This window comes from Chryseobacterium sp. Chry.R1, from assembly GCF_039645525.1.
Classification (GTDB): Bacteria; Bacteroidota; Bacteroidia; order Flavobacteriales; family Weeksellaceae; genus Chryseobacterium; species Chryseobacterium proteolyticum.
Genome location: NZ_CP151793.1, coordinates 1,590,662 through 1,612,224, shown reverse-complemented (window position 1 = coordinate 1,612,224; position 21,563 = coordinate 1,590,662). Strand labels below are relative to the sequence as shown.

Here is a 21,563-nt window from a genome sequence, read left to right as displayed (position 1 = left end):
ATTTAAACTCAAATTTAGGTAAATTATTTCTTTATCAGCAATGCAATATTCTCCACATGGTGGGTTTGCGGAAACATATCCACAGGTAATATCTTAACAACCTGATATTGATCTTTCATCAAAGCAAGATCTCTTGCCTGGGTAGCTGAATTACAGCTTACATAAACCACTTTTTCAGGGGAAAGCTTTAATATTTGTTCTACCACTTTCTGATGCATTCCGTCTCTCGGAGGATCAGTAATCAACACATCCGCCTTTGGATGATTTTCGAGAAATTCATCATTAAAGACATTCTTCATATCCCCACAATAGAATGTACAATTCGTAAGACCATTGAGTTCAGCATGTTCAATAGCTGCATCAATAGCCTCCTGAACAGATTCTATACCTATCACCTGCTTCGCCTTTCTGGCCACATATTGTGCAATAGTACCTGTTCCCGTATACAGATCATAAACTACTTCATCTCCTTTCAGATCTGCAAATTCCAATGTCTTTCTATATAACTCTAATGCCTGCTTATAGTTGGTTTGAAAAAAAGATTTAGGCCCGATTTTAAATTTCAGTCCATCCATCTCTTCCATTAAAAATCCTTCCCCGGAGTAAACATTAATATCCAAATCGTAAATCGAATCATTTTGTTTTGGATTAATTGCATACACCAATGTTTTGATCTGTGGAAACTGACCCAATAAAAATTCAAAAAGCTTCTCTCTGTTTTCAGTTTCTTCCCTGTATAACTGAAACAAGACCATCCATTCTCCCTGGGAATTCTGCCTCATCATCAGAGTTCTTAAAAAACCTTCCTGATTTTTTACATCAAAAAAGTCCAAACCATTTTCAACAGCATAATTTTTTACGGCTAAACGAATTGCATTGGACGGGTCTTCTTGAAGAAAACATTCTTTCAGGTCTAAAATCTTGCTCCACATTCCCGGAATATGAAATCCTAAAGCATCTTTATTTCCAAAATTTTCTTCGGAACTGATTTCGTACTGAGTAAGCCATCTTGCATTGGAAAAAGAAAACTCCATTTTATTTCTATAATAATATTGCTCTTCAGCACCCAGAATTGGCAACGTTTCAAAGTTCTCAATTCCTCCTATTCTCTTAATATTATTATATACCTCTTCCTGTTTAAAATCCAGTTGCTTTTCATAGCTCATATTTTGCCACTTGCATCCTCCACAAGTACCAAAATGAATACACTTTGGATCTACTCTGTACGGAGAACTTTCCACAACTTCTACAGCCTCTGCTTCGTAATACTTAGACTTCGATTTCTTCACCCTTGCATTTACCACATCTCCCGGAATAGCTCCTGAAACCAATACCGTTTTGCCTTCTTCCGTTCTACCTATGGCAACTCCTTTTGCTCCGGCTGCTATTAATCTTATATTTTCAAGAATAATATTCTTCTTCTTTTTCATCCGTAATTTCTATTTTTTCTATCTGTTCTAATGTAACCTTACGGTTTCATTTTGCAAAAATACAATAAAAAAAACCTTATCCTAGGACAAGGTTTTTCATGTATGTTAAAGTTTACTATTTTGTTGGAGCCGGTTGAGGATTCGCAGGTTGCGGATTTACTTGCTGAGCAGAAGGGTCAGCTCCCAAACCAGGTTGTAATTGTACATTCGGATTAACTTTTGGCGCAGAAAGTCCGGTTAATTTATCCAGTATCGTTACCAATTCAGGTTCTCCAAGATTTACAAAAGATCTGCTGGCAATTTTACCGTCTTTATCAATAATTACAAAACAAGGTAACTTGAATCCATAAACACCGTATTTTTTAGCAATATCAGAGTTCAGTCCCCCATCACCATAAACATTCGTTCCCGGAATTCCTTTCAATAAAGAATTGCTTGTTTTTACAAACTGATCTTTTGTATCGTCAACATTTACAAATACAAAATTCATTTTTGATTTATAGAAATTAACAACTTCTTTTAGTACCGGTACAGCAGCCTCACTGATGTATGGATTCCACGAAGCATAGAAAAACAGCATATAAGGTTTTCCTTTATTTTCAGAAAGCTTATAGGATTTTCCATCTTGCTTTATTAAAGAGGCATCTGGCGCTACTTCTCCGATTTTAACCCCATTTACAGCTATCTGAATCTTATTAAGGTCGTTTTTAATGGTTGCGTCTTTGATATCCTCATCAATAATCTTCTTGATTTTATCCGTCACCTTTGCCGGTGATCCAGGATGGATATCAGACTGAGCCATAACAAATGCTAATAGATAGTCTTTCGTGGTTTGAGAAATATCCTTTTTTGTTTTTAAATACTGGGCAAATAATTCAGAAGTAGTGATGTCTGTTTTATTTTTGCTGTTGGCTTCAGCATATTTTTGAAAATCAGGACTCATTTTAGCCAATAAGTATTGTCTGTAGTAAGGATTCTCCTTTATCATAACATCCTTATTTTCCTGAAGTTTATTTTCATAATCAGTGAAAGTCTTACTGGCTTTAAAAGATGGATTTCCAGGCGTTTGACCTTGTCTCATTTCATACTGATTGATGATGGACAACAAAGTGCTGGAAAGATCATTCTTTTTCCAATTCACTACCTCGCTGTCAGGACTGAATTTTTTAACGTTTTCTTCAATATTATTATTGATATCTTTTTCAACTTTCTGAATTCCCTGAAGAAACCCCTTTTCATCTTTCATCATCAGCTCATTCATATTAACTGTTTGAGCGTAATTGGTAAGATATTTTTGAGTTGCCGTGAAGAAATCATTATTCTTTTTTGCATCACCTGTAATTACATAATCATTCGGAAAATTCATTCCGCTACCTGAAATGTTAAGTGTTTGCCCTCCTTTTAGATATACCAGATTTTGTTTTCCGGCGTAGGAAATAAGATACATCCCGTTTTTTGGAGCCTCAAAACTCCCTGAGAATGTTCCGTCATTTTTCACTCCAATGTTTGCCAACGGTAATGTAGCAACTCCTGAAGCTTCAATGAACTCTATTCTCTCCAATGGAGATCCACCTGTGATTTTTCCTTTTACTTCAACTTTTTTAGAGCAAGACATTACAAATATTGCAATGATAAACAATAAAAGATATTTTTTCATTTTGATTTTTATAATTAAACAAAAATAGGTTTTTCAGTATTACTAAATACAATTTAATAGTACTTTTTATGAAAGATTTAACTAAAAAAATCGCCATCCTATAAGGAGACGATTTTTTCTATTTACTTTAGCTGGTGTTATCCTTTATCTACCAGTGCTGCCATATATTCTCTGTTCATTCTTGCAATGTTTTCCAGAGAAATTCCTTTAGGACATTCTACTTCACAAGCACCTGTATTTGAACAGTTACCAAATCCTTCTTCATCCATAGCCTGCACCATGTTAAGAACTCTTCTTTTCGCCTCAACTCTACCCTGAGGAAGTAAGGCAAACTGAGAAACTTTAGCTCCCACAAATAACATCGCAGAACCATTTTTACATGTAGCAACACAAGCTCCGCAACCAATACATGCTGCAGCATCCATTGCTTTGTCCGCATCATCCTTAGGAACAAGGATTGCATTAGCATCCAATGTGTTTCCTGAAGTATTCACAGAAATGAATCCACCTGCAGCCATTACTCTGTCAAATGCACTTCTGTCTACCATTAAGTCTTTAATTACCGGGAAAGCGGCACTTCTCCATGGCTCAATAACAATTGTTTCACCGTCTTTGAACATTCTCATGTGAAGCTGGCAAGTTGTAATACCTGTATCAGGTCCATGCGCTCTACCATTGATGTAAAGAGAACACATTCCGCAGATTCCTTCACGGCAATCGTGATCGAATGCGATCGGTTCTTTTCCTTCGTTAATTAAATTCTCATTAAGGATATCCAACATTTCTAAGAATGAAGAATCTGTTGATACATCCGATATTTTATAGGTCTCAAACTGACCTTTGGTTTTATTATTTTTTTGTCTCCAAATTTTCAGCGTAAGATGTAAGCCTTTTTTTGCACTCATAATTTTATATTTATAGGTTGGAGATTATTTGTAGCTTCTAGTTTTAACCTCAATGTTTTCATATATCAGGTCTTCTTTATGCAGAATTTCATTATTGATATCTGCTCCCTGATATTCCCAGGCTCCAACGTATTTGTAGTTTACGTCATCTCTTTCAGCCTCTCCATCCGGAGTTGAGTGATCTTCACGGAAATGTCCTCCACAAGATTCGTTTCTATGTAATGCATCGATAGCCATTAACTGTCCAAGCTCTAAGAAATCAGCTACTCTGAAAGCTTTTTCAAGCTCAGTATTCATTCCTTCTCCTTCTCCCGGAACCTTTACATTTTTCCAGAAATCGTTTCTTACTTCTTCAATTTCTTTTATCGCTTCTCTTAAACCTTCAGGAGTCCTTCCCATTCCTACTTTGTTCCACATAATGTTTCCTAGTTGCTTGTGGAAATGGTCTACAGAGTGGGTTCCTTTATTATTTAAGAAGAAATCTATTTTCTCTTTAATTCCTTTTTCAGCTTCTTCAAATGCTCCTGTATTCGTAGGAATAGCTCCTGTTCTGATATCAGCAGAAAGATAATCTGCAATGGTATAAGGAAGAACGAAATATCCGTCCGCAAGACCTTGCATTAATGCTGATGCTCCGAGTCTGTTTGCTCCGTGATCAGAGAAGTTAGCCTCACCAATTACGAAACATCCAGGAATTGTTGACTGAAGATTATAATCTACCCAGATTCCCCCCATTGTATAGTGTACCGCAGGATAAATTTTCATCGGTGTCTTATAAGGATCATCTGCGGTAATTTTTTCGTACATAACGAATAGGTTACCGTATTTTTCCTCCACCCATTTTTTTCCTAAATCATAAAGCTGCTGATCTGTAGGATTATGAATATGCTTTTCAATTGCTGCTTCTCTACCTTTCTTCATGATCTCTGTAGAGAAATCAAGATAAACACCTTCTTTGGTATCATTATTTTCGATTCCGTAGCCAGCATCACATCTTTCTTTAGCAGCTCTAGAAGCAACGTCTCTAGGTACTAAGTTACCAAATGCAGGATATCTTCTTTCTAAATAATAATCTCTGTCTTCTTCTTTTATATTTTCAGGTCTTAATTTACCTTCTCTGATTGCAACAGAATCCTCTATCTTTTTAGGAACCCAGATTCTTCCTGAGTTTCTCAAGGATTCGGACATCAAAGTTAATTTAGACTGTTGTGTTCCATGAACAGGAATACACGTCGGGTGGATCTGTACATAACAAGGGTTTGCGAAATACGCTCCTTTCTTATGAATTTTCCATGCTGCGGAAACGTTTGAACCCATTGCATTAGTGGAAAGGAAATAAACATTTCCGTATCCTCCAGATGCAATAACCACTGCGTGAGCAGAATGTCTTTCAATTTCTCCGGTTACAAGATTTCTGGCAATAATACCTCTGGCTTTTCCGTCTACAATAACAAGGTCCAGCATCTCATGACGGTTGTACATTTTGATTCTACCTTTACCGATCTGACGGCTCATTGCAGAATAAGCACCTAACAATAACTGTTGTCCTGTTTGCCCTTTTGCATAAAATGTTCTTTTTACCTGAACACCACCAAATGAACGGTTGTCTAACTGGCCACCGTAATCTCTCCCGAAAGGTACTCCTTGAGAAACACACTGGTCAATGATATTGGCAGATACTTCAGCCAATCTGTATACATTAGCCTCTCTTGCTCTGTAGTCACCACCTTTAATAGTGTCATAGAATAATCTATAGGTAGAGTCACCATCACCCTGGTAATTCTTAGCTGCGTTAATACCTCCCTGCGCTGCAATAGAGTGTGCTCTTCTTGGAGAATCCTGGTAGCAGAATGCCTTTACATTATATCCCTGCTCTGCTAAAGTAGCAGCTGCAGAACCTCCGGCCAAACCAGTACCTACAACAATAATATCAATCTTGTCTCTGTTGTTTGGTGCAACAAGGTTCATATGGTCTTTATGATGCTTCCATTTATCCTTAAGAGGACCTGCTGGAATTTTTGAATCTAATTTACTCATACTAGTATAGTGATATTATTGAGTTATAAAATGATAAATCGCGATGAAAATAAATCCAAAAGGAATAAGGATTGAATACCATGTTCCTATCGCTTTAATTACCGGAGTATATTTTGGATGTCTTGCTCCAATTGACTGAAAAGAAGATTGGAATCCGTGAGCAAGGTGTAGTCCCAATAAAACAAATGAGATTACATATAAAGCTACTCTCCAGATATCTGCAAATTTTTCATGCAATTCCGGCCAGAAACGCTCTGCATCAGGTGCAAGCACTTCTACGTACTTATAATTGATTTCGTGAATCCAGAAATCATAAAAGTGAAGCGCTAAAAAAGCTAATATAACAGCTCCGGAGATGATCATGTTTCTGGACATCCATGTAGAATTCGCAGAAGCATTGTTGGAATCATATTTAATCGGACGCGCTTTATTATTCTTAACTTCCAAAACAAATCCCATAATAAAATGGAAAAGTACTGCGAAACCAAGAATAGGTTGCATTAAGAATTGAACAAAAGGATTATACCCCATAAAATCGGACGCTGTATTGAATGCATCTCGATTTATAACAGATAATAAATTTGTTGTTAAATGCAGTATAAGAAAAATCAGCAAAAACAAAGCTGATAATGCCATAGCATATTTTCTACCTATTGTAGAACTCGTTAAACCTGCCATATTAAGTTTAAATTTGAATTTCTACAAAATTAGGAAATGTTAACAATACTGAAAAGTGAGAAATCTCACTATTAGCCAGTTTGTAATCTTTCTAAATAAGATTGTAAAAGCTTAATAAATAAGCGAAAATCAGAGAATGACAATCATCATTTTATCTCATAAATCTTACCCCTGTAAATAATCTTTTTCCTGGTTACGTCCAGACTTTTTAATTCAGCACTTTTTATTCTTCGTGAAGTACAATAAGGATTAATAATATATTTAATAATTTCTCCCCTGTCAGAAGAGTCTGATATCCAAAACAAAGCTTTATTGCCATATTTAATTGAAAGCACTTTATTTTTTCCTGAATCGTATATTACAACCTCATCCTTTTGATTTTCTACAATCGTAAAGATAGCTCTTGCAATAAAAAACAAAAGAATAAAACAAATCAGTATCATCCTGTTTTCAAAATTGAATTTCAGTATAACAAACCTCAACCAATAGACAGACACAGATAAAATAAAGACTTCAACAAGATTCATCGGAATATTCTCAAAAAAAAGACTATCGAAATCAGCAAACCACCGGATACTTGTAAGCAATCCGTTAATCATGATATCATATCCTTGGTTGATCAAATTAAAATCTATATTAAATGCGGCTAAAGCTGCAATAACAAAAGAGCATATAATAATAAGCTCTGAAAATGGAATCACGATGAAATTGGCAACAATGGAAATAAATGAAAACTGATGAAAATAATATAAAACTAAAGGAATTGTTGCAAGCTGAGCAGAAACAGAAACAGATATCGTATTGAAAAGCACTTTTTTAAAATAGTTATCCTGCTTTGGAAAGCATTTTAACAATGGCTGATTCAACCAGAATATTCCTATGACAGCTATAAAGCTTAACTGAAATCCAATGGTAAATAACTGTTGAGAATCCATAAATAAGATGATAAAAGCGGACAAAGCTACAGAATGCAGTACATCAGGTTTTCTCTGGAGTAAAACATAGATAAAATAAACAGTAAGCATAATACATGCCCGCAGTACAGAATTTCCAAATCCAATAAACAAAGCAAACATCCATATAAATATTAAACTCAGTATTACTGTACATTTCCTGGATTTCAAAGGAAGGATCATTCTGAAAATAAAATAGAACACACCAAAAACCACCATTATATGCGTTCCCGAAATGGCAAGAAAATGCACCAATCCTGATTTACTGAAATCCTGTATTACCGATGAATCCATTTCTGTTCGATCAGCAAGGATAATTCCCTTTAAAAACTCCCTGTTTTTAGGAGAGATATTTATTCCGTCAATTTTTTGCAAAACTTCAAGCCTTCTCTGCTGAATAGATTCCTTTAAACTCATATCGTTTCTGGCAACGGATAACAGTTCTCCCGACAGGTACATCTGGTACCTTATATTTTTGCGATTAAGGTAACCGGAATAATTAAATTGAAAATCATATACAGGAGGCTTCAATTCCTGAATAAAAACCCATCCTTTATAGTAATAATCAAAGTTAAGCTGATAAACATTTTTAGGAATATATAAAATTGACTTGATGTTTTTTCCTTCTGCCTGAGCAATAACCTCATATTTCTTGTATTTTTCAGTTGAGTTTAGCTTTCTGACTATTTTAAACGTTACAAGGTCCCTGAATTTCATTACATCAGAATTCAAAGGAAACGTATTCAATGAATGTAAAATAATGCCAAGAAAAAAGAACATCAACGCTAAAAAAATTGGCCTGACCCTATGGGAAAGATAGGACCGGAGAAACAAAGCGAGCAAAAGAACTGAACATAGAATTGTTACAATGACAATAAATCTCTTATCAAGCGATACATAGTCCTGAAAAAAGATTCCAAGAATAAAACATGTAACAAGAATAAAAAGTGGCTGCTTATTCAATTCGAAAATTTGTGTTACTCAAAAATATTTATTGAGACAAAAATTAACACATCAAAATTTCAGAATCTTTAAAAGACTATTAAATTCGTTTTAAAAAATAAAAATCGCAGAAAAAAATTCTACGATTCATGTTATTTATTATTGAATATTTCAAACTTTCAAAATCACATCTGCAGCATGATCACTTGCCCCGCTTCCACCGAGCTTTTCTTTTAAAAGAACATAATCATTCAATACTTGTGATCTTTTATTTCCCTCCAGTATCTTCTTTAATTCCTCGATTAAATTTCCGGTGTTCAGATCATTTTGGATTAGTTCCTTTACAACCTCCCGATCCATAATCAAGTTTACTAAAGAAATATATTTTATATTTTTAACCAATCTTTTGGCAATAGCATAAGAAATCTTACTTCCACGGTAACAAACTACTTCAGGAACATTCAGTAAAGCAGTTTCCAGTGTTGCTGTACCCGACGTTACCAAAGCGGCTTTTGAACATCTCAGTAAATCATAGGTTTTATTTGAAACAAAATGCACATTATCATCTACATAAGATTCATAAAAATCTTTTGGTAAACTTGGAGCTCCGGCAATCACAAACTGATACTCTTTAAAAGATGATCTCACAGAAAGCATCATTTCCAGCATTTTTTCAACTTCCTGCTTTCGCGAACCTGGTAATAAGGCAATAATTTCTTTATTATTTAAGCCGTTTTCCTTCTTAAAAGCATCAATATCTATTTCTTGTAAGCTGTATATGGCATCTAATAGAGGATGCCCTACAAAATGGGAATGAACTCCATGTTTTTTATAAAAGTCTTCTTCGAACGGAAGAATGACCATCATTTCGTCCACATATTTTTTTATGATCTCTACCCTGCCTTCTTTCCATGCCCAAAGCTGTGGTGAAATATAATAGACTACTTTTATTCCAAGTTCTTTGGCAAATTTGGCTATTCTTAGATTAAATCCCGGATAATCAATTAAGATTAAAATATCAGGTTGATTATTTTTAATGTCCTCTTTACAGAATTTAATATTATTTAATATCGTCCTGAGATTCATAGCAACTTCCAGAAATCCCATAAAAGCAAGATCACGGTAATGTTTTACAAGGGTTCCTCCCTGCTTAGCCATCAGATCACCTCCCCAGAATCTGAATTCAGCATCCGGATCTTTCTTTTTTAAAGACTTCATTAAATTACTCCCGTGTAAATCTCCTGAGGCTTCTCCGGCAATGATATAATATTTCATTTCTATAATAAGGATAGAGAACAAATTAAAACTTTGTTGGATCTTAATTTGTAAATTTGTTCAAAGATAATGATAAAAAATGTCAGAAGAATTTGAAATCAGAAATAAAGTAAACGAAAGCGGCCTTGTAAATTTTGATCTTGCCACGCTTCTTCCAAAAGGCACAAGAAAAGGAATCGACCTGAAAGATTTTCTTTTTCAGGAAATGATTTTGAAAGAAAAAGAATTTCGTGCACAGGTGGCCGCTATCAATACCGATGAATATATTGATGCTTACATATACATTTACAATTCGGCAGATGCTATTGTTCCATTGTGGGCTTATTTTGTCCTTACAGCCAAACTTACTGATGTTGCAAAGAAAATAGTCTTTGGTAACCGTGAAGATCTTGAAGTTATTTTAATGCACAATGCAATACAGACTTATGACTTTGATGATTTAAGAGATAAAAGGGTATTGGTGAAAGGATGTTCGGATAAGGAAATTCCTGAGAATGCGTATGTAGAATTGGTAGAACAATTGAAGCCGATTGTAAAATCTCTGATGTTTGGCGAAGCATGTTCCAATGTCCCTATTTTAAAAAACTAAACTCATTACCAGCTGCTTAGAAAAAATAAAAAACTTTAACAGTAATTTTAGATTAAAAAAATTATTAGGGAATATTTTTTGATAACTTTGGTTTATTAACAATTTAAATAAACACAACATGAGTTTAATCGATTTGCTAACAGGAAACACAAGCAACCAGGTTGCGGTACAGGCTGAAAACAAATTTGGAATCAGCAAAAACCAGATTATTGCTTTGTTAGCTGTAGCAGCACCCCTAATTATTTCGTACTTAAGAAATAAATCTCAGGATTCTAAAGAAGCTGAAGCATTAAACAATGCTCTGGATAAAGACCATAACGGAAGTATCCTGGATGATGCTTCACAAGTTGAAGCAAGACAGGCAGAAGGAGGCTCAATCCTTAGCCACATTTTCGGTAACGACAAACAAAATGTTGAAAATCAGTTATCACAAAATACGGGAATTTCCATTGATAAAATAGGTCCTGTTTTAGCAATGCTTGCTCCGGTTATTATGGGCTATATTGGCAAAGAAAAACAACAGAACAATGTTGGAGCAGGTGGATTGGGAGATCTATTGGGTGGAATTCTTGGAAATGCCTCTAATCAGGCACAGGCTCAGCAATCAAGTCCGTTAAATGACATTCTTGGTAGTGTTCTTGGCGGTGGCGGGCAGGCTCAATCGTCAGGAAATCCATTAAATGATATTTTAGGAAGCGTTCTTGGAGGAGGCCAAAAGCAACAACAAGGCGGACTAGGTGGTATCCTGGGAAGTATATTCGGAAAATAATTTAATTTGTATAAAAAAAAGACCGGGGATTTATTTCCGGTCTTTTTTATTCTGTTACTTCTTTGATTTTTCCTCCGAAGTTTCTAGTGATTTAGAGGCTTTTCTTGGTCTTCTTTTTCCATAGCTGCCATTATTAATTTTACCTCTTCTTGATTTTTTGTCTCCTTTTCCCATAATAAATTATTTGTTGGTTACGTCTAATGTAAGAAAACCTGTAAAAAAGCACAAAATATTGCCGTTAAAATTTTTATAAAACCAGTATACAAAAGACTAAATTCTCACAAACAACCGGTTAAAAAAAGCAGAATTACATTTTGTCATTATTAACAAATAGCATATATTTTATTTAATTTAAAAAATTGAAATCATAATCATAGTAAATTGTATCAAAAAAATAAATTAACTTTGTGTATTCTTAAAATAAAATTTTCATGAAAAAAATAATCTCTACAACATTGGTTTTCGCAATTTCTATTTTTGCTGGTTCATTATTCGCTCAGCAAATTTCAAGTGAACAGAGAATAGCTTTTCAAACAGATAATATTGAAACATTTAAAAAAGCTTTTCCAAAAGAAGACTACGATAAATGTCTGGGAGAAAAAAATATCAGCTACAATCTTTTGGCATACAGTGTAAGATTCGACAAAAAAAATATTTTTAATTATTTACTTACAAATAATGTAGATGTCAATAAAATCTGCAGCAATCTAAGTCCGCTTATGGCCGCAGCTAAATTTGGAAGACCTGATCTGGCTAAAATATTATTAAAAAAAGGTGCTTCAAAAAATCTGAAGAATGAAAACGGAGAAACAGCCAAAGACATTTCAGTAAAATATAAACAGGCGGCTCTTACAGAAATTCTAAAATAATTTTCTTAAAAAATATATTCAAAAACTTCCTTTGGGAAGTTTTTTTTATTTATAAGACTTTCAAAAATCTTATCTTTGCACTTTAAAATTCAGACCTTAATGAGTCTGATATATAAAGTATAATATCTAACATCTAAAACTAATGTTTCGATCGCACACAAACGGAGAATTATCTCTAAAAAATCTTAATGAAGAAGTTACACTTTCAGGATGGGTACAAACTATCCGTGATAAAGGATTTATGATTTGGATAGATCTTCGGGATCGTTACGGAATTACACAATTGGTTTTAGACCAGGATCGCTCTTCAGCTCAATTAATGGAAGAAGCTAAAAAACTGGGACGTGAATTTGTGATTCAGGTTACCGGAAAAGTAATTGAGAGAGTAAGCAAAAATCCTAATATTCCAACCGGAGAAATTGAAATTTTAGTTGAAAAACTAAGCGTTCTTAATGACTCTCAACTTCCACCCTTCACAATTGAAGATGAAACAGACGGAGGTGAAGAATTAAGAATGAAATACCGTTATCTTGATATCAGAAGAAATCCGGTAAAAGATAAATTAATCTTCCGTCATAAAATGGCTCAGAAAGTAAGAAATTACCTTTCTGAAGAAGGATTCATTGAAGTGGAAACACCTGTTTTAATTAAGTCTACTCCGGAGGGAGCGAGAGACTTCGTGGTGCCAAGCAGAATGAACCCAGGGCAGTTTTACGCACTACCTCAATCTCCACAGACATTCAAGCAACTTCTGATGGTAGGTGGAATGGATAAATATTTCCAGATTGTAAAATGTTTCCGTGACGAAGACCTGAGAGCAGACAGACAGCCGGAATTTACACAGATCGACTGCGAAATGGCCTTCGTTGAACAGGAGGATGTGATGAATGTATTTGAGGGAATGACCAAAACATTGCTTAAAGATATTACCGGACAGGAATTCGGAGCTTTTCCGAGAATGACTTTCGCAGAAGCGATGCAAAAATATGGGAATGACAAACCGGATATCCGTTTCGGAATGGAATTCGTGGAGCTTAATGAACTGGTAAAAGGAAAAGATTTTAAAATATTTGATGATGCGGAATTGGTAGTTGGAATTAATGTTGAAGGCTGTGCAGACTATACCAGAAAACAGATCGACGAATTGGTGGACTGGGTAAAACGTCCTCAAATCGGAGCCTCAGGGATGGTGTGGGCAAAATTCCAGAATGATGGTGTAAAAACATCATCTGTTAACAAGTTTTACAACGAAGAAGACTTAACAAAGATCATTGAAAAATTCGGGGCGAAAGAAGGAGATTTGATGCTTATTCTTTCTGGAAATGAAAATAAAGTAAGAGCTCAGCTTTCCGCATTGAGAATGGAACTGGGAAACCGTTTGGGATTAAGAAAAGGAGATGTATTTGCTCCTCTTTGGGTAGTCGATTTCCCACTATTGGAATTTGACGAGGAAACTCAGAGATACCACGCGATGCATCATCCTTTCACTTCTCCTAAGCCGGAAGATATTCACCTGCTGGAAACTGATCCTGGAAAAGCCAGAGCAAATGCTTATGATATGGTTCTTAATGGAAATGAAATCGGAGGAGGATCAATCAGAATTTTCGACAGGGAACTTCAATCTAAGATGTTTGATTTATTAGGTTTTTCAAAAGAAGAGGCGGAAGCGCAATTTGGGTTCTTGATGAACGCATTTAAATATGGAGCTCCTCCTCATGGTGGTTTAGCTTTCGGTTTTGACCGTTTGGTGGCCATTCTTGACGGAAATGAAGTGATCAGAGATTATATTGCCTTTCCTAAAAACAACTCGGGACGTGATGTGATGATTGACGCACCAGCATCAATTGCTGATGCACAGCTGGATGAACTGGAATTACAATTGAATTTAAAAGCATAAATTAAAGCGAGGTTTTTACCTCGCTTTTTTATTTTATACTATCTGAGATATCAGTTTTGAAGTCATCTTTATCATATCTTCCCTGCCAGGTCCCGTAGAAAGATAACTCACAGGAATTTCAAGCTCATTTTCAAGAAATTGAATAAACTCCAATAATTCCTCGGGTAAAGAGGAAGGATCTTTACATTCTGAAAATTCAGTTTTCCATCCTTTCATCCGACGGAAAACCGGAAGTGCTTCATCATCAGTCATTAAACCTGACACTACAGTCTGATCTTTGACTTTATAGTGAGTACATATAGCCACAGACTCAAAGCCATTCAAGACATCAGCTTTGGTAATGATCAATTGAGTCACTCCATTAATCATTACAGCATATTTTAAAGCAGGCAGATCCAGCCACCCTACTCTTCGGTGCCGTCCTGTATTAGAACCAAACTCATTACCTGTTTGCCTTATCTTCTCACCTGTTTCGCCAAAAAGCTCCGTAGGAAAGGCACCATTTCCTACCCTGGTACAATATGCTTTTGTGACCCCATAGATTTCGCCTACCTTTTTAGGCGAGACTCCCAAACCGCTGCACGCTCCTGAAGCAATCGTTGTAGATGATGTAACGTAAGGATAGGTTCCGTGATCTATATCTAGTAATGTTGCCTGTGCACCTTCTGCAAGAATTTTTCTTCCACTCTTGATCGAATCATTTAAAAACACTTCAGCTTCTATCCATCGAAATTTTTTAAGAAACTCTATAGCATCGAAAAATGTATCTTTCAGTTCTGCTATTGGAGGTAGTATCTGACCATAATCTAACAGCTGCTGATAGTCTCTTTCTACAATATGATTTACTGTTTCATTAAAGTCGGATCTATCAATATCACCCACTCTTAGATTCTGCCGCAGAATTTTGTTAGCATAGGCTTGTCCTATACCATTTTTAGTTGTACCAATTGTATTATAGGATGAATTCTCTTCCATAAATACGTCCATTAATGTATGTGTGAGTAACACAAGATGTGCTTTTCTAGATATAGCCAGGCGTTTTTCAACCTGAATATTCATATCAAAAGCATTCAGTTTCAAAACTTCCTGCTTGAAATTAACAGGATCCAATACGATCCCTGCTCCGATTACATTGTCTACTCCTTCTATAAATATTCCCGAAGGAAGAGTTTTCAATGTTATTCTTTTTCCATTTCTTTCAATACTATGTCCTGCATTCGCTCCTCCGTTGAAACGTGCGACAATGTCATAATTCCGACTGATCAGGTCAATGAATTTACCTTTCCCTTCGTCTCCCCACTGTAATCCTAATACGATATCCATATTTTATAATTTATCTCTTTTTACAGAGCAAAACTATAGCATGAGTACGAAGGGGCAATTGTCATTTGACAAGAAAGGGAAATCTATATTATATTTTTTCTGATCCGGCTGAATGAGGAGGGAGTAATTCCTAGATAAGACGCCAACATTGCCTGAGGAACACGGTTTGCCAATCCGGGATAATGATCCAGAAAATGAAGATACCTGGATTTCGCATCCAGGCTCAGCATCGTGCTGACAACCTTTAGCTTATTCTCTGCTACAAAAGCATGCAACTTAGCGATCAGAACCGGCCAAACAGATATTCTGCTTTCTATAGCTTTAAAATGATTAAAATCTATGACCCATAAAGTTCCATCCGTAATTGCTTCTATATACTCGTTAGAAGGGGTCTGATTAACAAAACCCTGAAAATCCCCGATAAACCGGCCTTCATAAATAAAATATCGTGTACAATCGTCTCCTTGTTTATTATAATACAATGAACGAAATACACCTTCTTTTACAAAGGCAATCATCTGACTTATCCTGCCCGCCTCTACAAATACCTCTCCTTTTTGGATAGTTAGTTCCTGTACTCCAACAGCAATCAGGTCTTCCTCTTCTTCACTTAGTTCCGCAAATTTCCTTATGTAATTGAATAGCTCTTTCATTCTTTATTCATTGGTATTTTAAAGATATACAAATACTTTTTATTCTCAATTGACAATTGAGAATAAAACAAAAACACATTTTTCTTTTTACATTTTATAAAATCATAATAAAGTACCACATTACGTAAATATTTTTCATACGGCACAATCATTGTACGTTATATCAACAAACATAGTACAATGAAAGCAATCTGGAATGGTGCCATTGGCTTTGGCTTAGTAAATATCCCTGTTAAAATATATTCAGCAACAGAAACCAGCAAACTGGATCTGGACATGCTGGATAAATCTGACTTTTCTAATATTAAATTCAAAAGAGTTAATGAAAAAACAGGGAAAGAAGTAAAGTGGGAAAATATTGTGAAGGCTTACCTGATGGAAGACCGGTATATTGTTCTCGACGATGAGGACTATGCAGCGGCAAGTCCTGAAAAAAGCAAAATATTATCGATCGACCAGTTTGTAAAAGAATCTGAAGTAGATAGTGTTTATTTTGAAAATCCATATTTTCTTGAGCCCCAGAAAAATGGGGAAAATGCTTACAGGCTTCTCATGAAAGCTTTAACAGAAACCGAAATGGTAGGTGTAGGAACATTTGTATTGCGCGAAAGTGAAGCAATAGGGATGATCAGGCCATACAATGAAGAGGTTCTTATTCTCAACCGATTACGCTTTGATCAGGAAATAAGAGATTACCATGATTTAAAAATCCCGGCTAAAAAAGCTCCTAAACCTGCAGAATTAAAAATGGCAGTAAGCCTTATTGAGCAGCTTTCCCAGAAGTTTGATCCTACGATGTATAAAGATACCTACTCTGAATCACTCATGAAGATCATTAAACAGAAAGCTAAAGGTAAGAGTGTTAAGGCTCAGAAAGCTGAACCTGCAAAAGAAGGAAAAGTAATTGATTTGATGGCTCAATTAAAAGCCAGTTTACAAAGTTCAAAATCTAAAAACGCATCCTGATGGCTCTTAAAGATTATAACGAAAAAAGGAAATTTAACGAAACAAGTGAGCCTAAAGGCAAAACAAAAAAGAGTAAGGATCAGCTTATTTTTGTCATCCAAAGACATGCGGCCTCACATCTTCACTATGATTTCCGTTTAGAGATGGAAGGAGTTCTAAAAAGCTGGGCAGTTCCTAAAGGTCCTTCATTAGATCCAAAGGATAAACGTCTGGCTATGATGGTTGAAGACCATCCTTATGACTATAAAGATTTCGAAGGAAATATACCCGAAGGAAATTATGGAGCCGGACAAGTCGAAGTCTGGGATAGTGGAACTTATGAACCTTTAGAGAAAGACAGCAAGCTTTCTGACGAAAAAGAATTGTTGAAAGAACTACATGCAGGATCTTTGAAATTTATTTTACACGGTAAAAAGCTGAAAGGTGAATTTGCTTTGGTAAAAATGAAAAACACGGAAGGGAATTCCTGGTTACTCATAAAACATAAGGATGACTTTGCAGAAGCTGGCTATAATGCCGAAGACAATACCTCTCCCAAATCTTTGGTGACAAAATTCTTAGAGGAAAAAAAAAGCCCAAAAAACAACAAAAAGAAGTCATAACATCAAAGCCTGAATTTAAAAAATTCAATGCATTAGCCGATGAAAAGAAGCTTACCTCTTTCATTAAGCCTATGTTGGCGAAGTCCTATGAAAAAGCATTTGATTCCCCGGAATGGATCTTTGAAATCAAATGGGACGGCTACAGGGCAATAGCCGATCTGAGCAAAAATGATCCTTTATTTTATTCAAGAAACGGAATTTCTTTTTTATCAAAATTCAGAAAAGTTACCCAAGACTTTAGTCTTCAAAAGCAAAAAATGATTTTGGATGGAGAAATTGTGGCTTATGATGAAAATGGAAAGCCCAATTTCCAACTACTACAACAGATTGGTGATAATCCTGATCTCGCCTTGGTATATCATGTTTTTGATCTGCTTTGGCTGAATGGTCATTCTACCGAACAACTCCCATTATTGCAAAGAAAAGAGCTGTTAAAAGAAGCGTTAGTAGAAACAGAAATGATTAAATATTGTGACCATATACCTGAAAATGGAATCAGTTTTTTTAATCAGATGGAAAAAATGCAGCTTGAAGGCATGATCGCAAAAAAATCCGACAGCCAATATGTTGAAAATCACAGAACTTCTGATTGGTTAAAAATAAAATTCACCAGTACTGAAGAAGTCATTATCTGTGGATTCACAGAACCCAGAGGTTCCAGAAAAGGCTTCGGAGCATTGATATTAGGAAAATATAAAGGTGGAGAGCTCATTTACTCCGGACATACAGGAACGGGATTCAATAGTGAATCTTTGAATCAACTTCATCAGCGTCTAAAAAAATTAACCATAAAAAATTCACCGTTTGACAAGATCCCCAAAACCAATATGCCTGTCACATGGGTAGAACCGAAACTGGTTTGTGAAATCAAATATTCTGAAATCACCAAGGACGGAATTTTCAGACATCCTGTTTTTATCACGATCCGGGAGGATAAAAACCCGGAAGAAATCAATGATTCCGCCAATAAAGTGAACCCAAAAAATGAAAAACCTAAAAAAATGAAAGCCACCACATCATCAAAAAATACAGAAAAAGAAAAGGAAGTTACTTTAGATAAGCATAAAGTAAAATTGACCAATCAAGATAAAATATATTTTCCGGAAGATGATATATCAAAAGGAGATGTAATTGAATACTATCAATCGGTTGCCAGATATATTTTACCACATCTGAAAAACCGTCCGCTATCCTTAAACCGTTTCCCAAACGGAATTGAAGAACAAGGTTTTTATCAGAAAGATGCCAGTGACAATACTCCGGAATGGGTAAAAACAACACAGGTTTATTCTGAATCCAACGATAAGTACATTGATTATATCTACTGTAATGATAAAGCCACACTCGCTTATCTTAATAATCTAGGTTGTATAGATCTCAACCCTTGGAACAGTTCACTCCCTGATCTTGAACATCCCGATTATTTAGTGCTTGATCTCGATCCCTCTAAAAAAAATACATTTGATGATGTTATTGAAACCGCTTTACAGGTAAATGAAGTCCTGAAGTCAATTAAAGTGAAAGGGTATTGTAAAACATCAGGAAGTACCGGAATTCACATCTATATTCCTATGGGAGGTAATTATGAATTCGATCAGGTAAAGGATTTTGCTCATATTGTCATGAAACAGGTCAATGAAAAACTTCCTAAAATAACCACCTTAGAAAGAAGCCTTCAAAAAAGGGATGATAAGAAAATCTATCTGGATTACCTTCAAAACAGAACAGGACAAACGTTGGCAAGTGCTTACAGCTTACGTCCAAAACCGGGAGCTTCGGTTTCTATGCCGATTGCATGGGAAGAATTAAAGCCCGGATTAAAACCTACAGATTTCAATATCCACAATGCACTTGACAGGATTAAAGAAAAAGGAGATTTATTTAAACCGGTTTTAGGAAAAGGAATTGATATGATGAAGGCATTGGATTTATTGCAGAATTTAGGATAAATCAACGCCTTGATGAAAAAAAAACCTGCATTTTATCAATGCAGGTTTTTCATTATACGGTTTTTAGTTATTATTATATACATGTACATCCCTTTGTGGAAAAGGAATTTCAATTCCTGCCTTATCAAGGGCTGCTTTACAAGCTATAATCAATTCTTCATTCATTGCCCAGAAATTTTCATTAGTGGTCATCACCCTTACAGACAAATTCACTGCACTATCTCCTAGCTCGGTTACAACTACTTGTGGCGCAGGTTCTTTAAGAGCATATTCATTCTGATGTATTGCCTCCAGCAGTATTTCTTTAGCTTGCTTTAGATCTGCATTATAAGAAACTCCTATATCAAACCACGTTTTTCTTGTTCCCAACTGCGTATAATTGGTAATACTCTTGTTGGAGATTTCACCATTAGGGATTACGATCAACTGATTCTGAGGCGTAATAAGCCTTGTATGGAAAACGTCTATTGCATTTACCGTTCCGGATACTCCGGAACTTGCCGAAATAAAGTCTCCGATCTTAAATGGTTTTAATAATAAAATAAGAATGCCTCCCGCAAAATTCGTTAAAGATCCCTGTAAAGCCAATCCAACCGCTAATCCGGCAGCACCTATCATGGCGACAAAGGCTGAAGTTTGTACTCCTAATTGGGTAACCACTACAATAAAGAGCAGGATATTAAGTCCCCAATTGATAATATTTAATAAAAAAAGCTGTAAGGACGGCTCCATATTACGCCTTTTAAAGGCTTTTTCAACAAGTCTTTTAATCATCCTGATCATCCACGATCCTACCAGATATATCAGGAATGCTGAAATCACAGCTGTAATAATTTTCGGTGCCCATGCAATAGCTGAGGTCAAGAAGGTGTCCCACTGTTGTTGAACGTTGTCTAATTTTAAATCATCCATTTTTGTATTTATTTAAATTGATATGTTATTTTTCTGATAAATCCTGAAGCGATCCACATACCATAAAAAAATTAACCTTAAACCCTGGTTTAAAGTAATCTATATAATAAAAAGTATTGGATAGCAGAACGACCTGTTCAGGTGCACTCAATGATCATTTTTCGAAATTTATTCAGGTAAAAGAATCATTTCAGATTTTAAAAATACTGAAAAAAAGAATGATTTCCAATTTCTATACCGTACTCCTTTTTTGAAAAAGAGTAGTCTTTTTGAGACTTAAAAATTAAAAATAAACAGATTTAAGAGTTTAATTAAAATTTATTTAGAAAAATAAAAATTCAGCGAAAAATATCATGGTAATTTTGCCACCATACTTTCAGGTAAAATTTTCAAAATAAAATAAATAATTTTCCATTTAAAATTCGGAACTATAGTAAATGAGCTCCCTGCATTGACCACAAATTCCGCAACATAATACGGTTCCATTATCAGGGATTCCGTAAGCTTCAGACCTGTATTCATTTTAGTGCGAATATATCCAATGACCAATGCATTGACAATAATATTTCTTGTAGACAATTCCTGTCGGAGACCGGCTAAATATTGTGTGAAGGCGGATTTGGTGCTTCCATATATAAAATTGCTTTTTCTTCCTCTTACTCCGGAAAGTGAAGAAAGTCCGATAATTCTCTCAAGGTTATTATTACTTTTGTCCATAGCAATAATATTAAGAATTGAAACCCCACCCATATAGTTTACTTGCATCATCTGGTATGCACCTTTAAAATCAAGCAAAGCTTTTTGATTGTCAACCAGAAATCCGGCTGCATAAACTACAATAGCCGGTTTTATCACCAGGTCATCATAAAATTGCTGATGCGAAGCAAAATCGGAAGCATCAAAATATATAATCTTAATGTTCGCTTGATCTAATTGATTTTCTTTAACAAAATTTTCCAGCGAGTCCGTATTTCTGGAAGCCGCAATTACTGAGTATCCTTTTTGCAGATACTGCTTAAAAGATTGTTTTGCAACATCAGAATTTGCTCCTAAAATAAGAACTGTTTTGTGTATATTTTGCTTCATAGGACAAAGATAATTTAAAACTATAAAAATAGTAAGGATTTAATGCCAACAGGAATTTATTGGTTACCATT

Annotated in this window: 19 protein-coding genes; 7 read left to right on the top strand and 12 right to left on the bottom strand. The window is 35.3% G+C overall.

Going from position 1 to position 21,563, the window contains the following annotated elements:
* Positions 1–23: 23 nt before the first annotated feature.
* The 7 genes from rlmD to lpxB form a co-directional block, all read right to left on the bottom strand.
* A complete protein-coding gene (gene rlmD, locus AAEU33_RS07475; protein ID WP_345991775.1) occupies positions 24–1,430 on the bottom strand; it encodes a 23S rRNA (uracil(1939)-C(5))-methyltransferase RlmD in 1,407 nt (468 codons plus the stop codon).
* Between the two features lie 115 nt (positions 1,431–1,545).
* Positions 1,546–3,087, bottom strand: coding sequence for a TlpA disulfide reductase family protein (locus AAEU33_RS07470; RefSeq protein ID WP_345991773.1), 1,542 nt, complete (start codon positions 3,085–3,087; stop codon positions 1,546–1,548).
* A gap of 137 nt (positions 3,088–3,224) precedes the next feature.
* On the bottom strand, positions 3,225–3,992 hold the full coding sequence (locus AAEU33_RS07465; RefSeq protein ID WP_172280747.1) for a succinate dehydrogenase/fumarate reductase iron-sulfur subunit: 768 nt from the start codon (positions 3,990–3,992) through the stop codon (positions 3,225–3,227).
* 24 nt (positions 3,993–4,016) lie between these two features.
* Entirely contained in the window at positions 4,017–6,029 is a 2,013-nt protein-coding gene (locus AAEU33_RS07460) for a fumarate reductase/succinate dehydrogenase flavoprotein subunit (RefSeq protein ID WP_172280749.1), read from the bottom strand.
* Positions 6,030–6,044: 15 nt separating this feature from the next.
* Entirely contained in the window at positions 6,045–6,707 is a 663-nt protein-coding gene (locus AAEU33_RS07455) for a succinate dehydrogenase cytochrome b subunit (RefSeq protein WP_345991771.1), read from the bottom strand.
* Positions 6,708–6,853: 146 nt separating this feature from the next.
* On the bottom strand, positions 6,854–8,377 hold the full coding sequence (locus AAEU33_RS07450) for a ComEC/Rec2 family competence protein (RefSeq protein ID WP_345991769.1): 1,524 nt from the start codon (positions 8,375–8,377) through the stop codon (positions 6,854–6,856).
* Positions 8,378–8,773: 396 nt separating this feature from the next.
* Positions 8,774–9,877, bottom strand: coding sequence for a lipid-A-disaccharide synthase (lpxB, locus tag AAEU33_RS07445; RefSeq protein WP_345991767.1), 1,104 nt, complete (start codon positions 9,875–9,877; stop codon positions 8,774–8,776).
* Positions 9,878–9,956: 79 nt separating this feature from the next.
* On the opposite strand from lpxB, the gene AAEU33_RS07440 reads away from it, so the two are divergent.
* Entirely contained in the window at positions 9,957–10,466 is a 510-nt protein-coding gene (locus AAEU33_RS07440; RefSeq protein ID WP_345991765.1) for a DUF2480 family protein, read from the top strand.
* A 118-nt stretch (positions 10,467–10,584) separates the two neighbouring features.
* Positions 10,585–11,235, top strand: coding sequence for a DUF937 domain-containing protein (locus tag AAEU33_RS07435; RefSeq protein ID WP_172280759.1), 651 nt, complete (start codon positions 10,585–10,587; stop codon positions 11,233–11,235).
* Positions 11,236–11,289: 54 nt separating this feature from the next.
* Here AAEU33_RS07435 and AAEU33_RS07430 read toward each other — a convergent pair whose 3' ends face one another.
* Positions 11,290–11,409 (bottom strand): 30S ribosomal protein THX, encoded by a 120-nt coding sequence (locus AAEU33_RS07430; RefSeq protein ID WP_172280761.1) that lies wholly within the window; start codon positions 11,407–11,409, stop codon positions 11,290–11,292.
* A gap of 257 nt (positions 11,410–11,666) precedes the next feature.
* Between AAEU33_RS07430 and AAEU33_RS07425 the strand changes: the two genes are divergently transcribed.
* Positions 11,667–12,104, top strand: a complete 438-nt coding sequence (locus AAEU33_RS07425) for an ankyrin repeat domain-containing protein (protein WP_172280763.1) — start codon at positions 11,667–11,669, stop codon at positions 12,102–12,104.
* Between the two features lie 142 nt (positions 12,105–12,246).
* Positions 12,247–14,001: an aspartate--tRNA ligase gene (gene aspS / locus AAEU33_RS07420; RefSeq protein ID WP_273649659.1), complete on the top strand. Its 1,755-nt coding sequence runs from the start codon at positions 12,247–12,249 to the stop codon at positions 13,999–14,001.
* A 33-nt stretch (positions 14,002–14,034) separates the two neighbouring features.
* Here the strand turns inward: aspS and AAEU33_RS07415 are convergent, their stop codons facing one another.
* Entirely contained in the window at positions 14,035–15,324 is a 1,290-nt protein-coding gene (locus AAEU33_RS07415; protein ID WP_345991762.1) for an adenylosuccinate synthase, read from the bottom strand.
* 83 nt (positions 15,325–15,407) lie between these two features.
* Positions 15,408–15,977: a Crp/Fnr family transcriptional regulator gene (locus tag AAEU33_RS07410; protein WP_345991760.1), complete on the bottom strand. Its 570-nt coding sequence runs from the start codon at positions 15,975–15,977 to the stop codon at positions 15,408–15,410.
* A gap of 180 nt (positions 15,978–16,157) precedes the next feature.
* On the opposite strand from AAEU33_RS07410, the gene AAEU33_RS07405 reads away from it, so the two are divergent.
* From AAEU33_RS07405 to ligD, 3 genes are all read left to right on the top strand, one after another.
* Positions 16,158–16,943 carry a Ku protein gene (locus tag AAEU33_RS07405; RefSeq protein WP_172280771.1) on the top strand — a complete coding sequence of 262 codons (786 nt, stop codon included), beginning with the start codon at positions 16,158–16,160 and terminating at the stop codon, positions 16,941–16,943.
* Positions 16,943–17,545 (top strand): DNA polymerase ligase N-terminal domain-containing protein, encoded by a 603-nt coding sequence (locus AAEU33_RS07400; RefSeq protein WP_345991758.1) that lies wholly within the window; start codon positions 16,943–16,945, stop codon positions 17,543–17,545. Before AAEU33_RS07405 ends, AAEU33_RS07400 begins: the two co-directional genes overlap by 1 nt.
* 71 nt (positions 17,546–17,616) lie before the next feature.
* Positions 17,617–19,494 (top strand): DNA ligase D, encoded by a 1,878-nt coding sequence (gene ligD / locus AAEU33_RS07395; RefSeq protein WP_345991756.1) that lies wholly within the window; start codon positions 17,617–17,619, stop codon positions 19,492–19,494.
* A 63-nt stretch (positions 19,495–19,557) separates the two neighbouring features.
* On the opposite strand, the gene AAEU33_RS07390 is transcribed toward ligD, so the two are convergent.
* On the bottom strand, positions 19,558–20,406 hold the full coding sequence (locus tag AAEU33_RS07390; protein WP_172280776.1) for a mechanosensitive ion channel family protein: 849 nt from the start codon (positions 20,404–20,406) through the stop codon (positions 19,558–19,560).
* Between the two features lie 351 nt (positions 20,407–20,757).
* Positions 20,758–21,492, bottom strand: coding sequence for an SDR family NAD(P)-dependent oxidoreductase (locus AAEU33_RS07385; protein WP_345991753.1), 735 nt, complete (start codon positions 21,490–21,492; stop codon positions 20,758–20,760).
* Between the last annotated feature and the right edge of the window lie 71 nt (positions 21,493–21,563).

Bases quoted from the DNA above. Each gene is read 5' to 3' on its own strand.
- rlmD (WP_345991775.1), bottom strand. From the start codon at position 1,430: ATGAAAAAGAAGAAGAATATTATTCTTGAAAATATAAGATTAATAGCA.
- AAEU33_RS07470 (WP_345991773.1), bottom strand. From the start codon at position 3,087: ATGAAAAAATATCTTTTATTGTTTATCATTGCAATATTTGTAATGTCT.
- AAEU33_RS07465 (WP_172280747.1), bottom strand. From the start codon at position 3,992: ATGAGTGCAAAAAAAGGCTTACATCTTACGCTGAAAATTTGGAGACAA.
- AAEU33_RS07460 (WP_172280749.1), bottom strand. From the start codon at position 6,029: ATGAGTAAATTAGATTCAAAAATTCCAGCAGGTCCTCTTAAGGATAAA.
- AAEU33_RS07455 (WP_345991771.1), bottom strand. From the start codon at position 6,707: ATGGCAGGTTTAACGAGTTCTACAATAGGTAGAAAATATGCTATGGCA.
- AAEU33_RS07450 (WP_345991769.1), bottom strand. From the start codon at position 8,377: ATGAAATTCAGGGACCTTGTAACGTTTAAAATAGTCAGAAAGCTAAAC.
- lpxB (WP_345991767.1), bottom strand. From the start codon at position 9,877: ATGAAATATTATATCATTGCCGGAGAAGCCTCAGGAGATTTACACGGG.
- AAEU33_RS07440 (WP_345991765.1), top strand. From the start codon at position 9,957: ATGTCAGAAGAATTTGAAATCAGAAATAAAGTAAACGAAAGCGGCCTT.
- AAEU33_RS07435 (WP_172280759.1), top strand. From the start codon at position 10,585: ATGAGTTTAATCGATTTGCTAACAGGAAACACAAGCAACCAGGTTGCG.
- AAEU33_RS07430 (WP_172280761.1), bottom strand. From the start codon at position 11,409: ATGGGAAAAGGAGACAAAAAATCAAGAAGAGGTAAAATTAATAATGGC.
- AAEU33_RS07425 (WP_172280763.1), top strand. From the start codon at position 11,667: ATGAAAAAAATAATCTCTACAACATTGGTTTTCGCAATTTCTATTTTT.
- aspS (WP_273649659.1), top strand. From the start codon at position 12,247: ATGTTTCGATCGCACACAAACGGAGAATTATCTCTAAAAAATCTTAAT.
- AAEU33_RS07415 (WP_345991762.1), bottom strand. From the start codon at position 15,324: ATGGATATCGTATTAGGATTACAGTGGGGAGACGAAGGGAAAGGTAAA.
- AAEU33_RS07410 (WP_345991760.1), bottom strand. From the start codon at position 15,977: ATGAAAGAGCTATTCAATTACATAAGGAAATTTGCGGAACTAAGTGAA.
- AAEU33_RS07405 (WP_172280771.1), top strand. From the start codon at position 16,158: ATGAAAGCAATCTGGAATGGTGCCATTGGCTTTGGCTTAGTAAATATC.
- AAEU33_RS07400 (WP_345991758.1), top strand. From the start codon at position 16,943: ATGGCTCTTAAAGATTATAACGAAAAAAGGAAATTTAACGAAACAAGT.
- ligD (WP_345991756.1), top strand. From the start codon at position 17,617: ATGTTGGCGAAGTCCTATGAAAAAGCATTTGATTCCCCGGAATGGATC.
- AAEU33_RS07390 (WP_172280776.1), bottom strand. From the start codon at position 20,406: ATGGATGATTTAAAATTAGACAACGTTCAACAACAGTGGGACACCTTC.
- AAEU33_RS07385 (WP_345991753.1), bottom strand. From the start codon at position 21,492: ATGAAGCAAAATATACACAAAACAGTTCTTATTTTAGGAGCAAATTCT.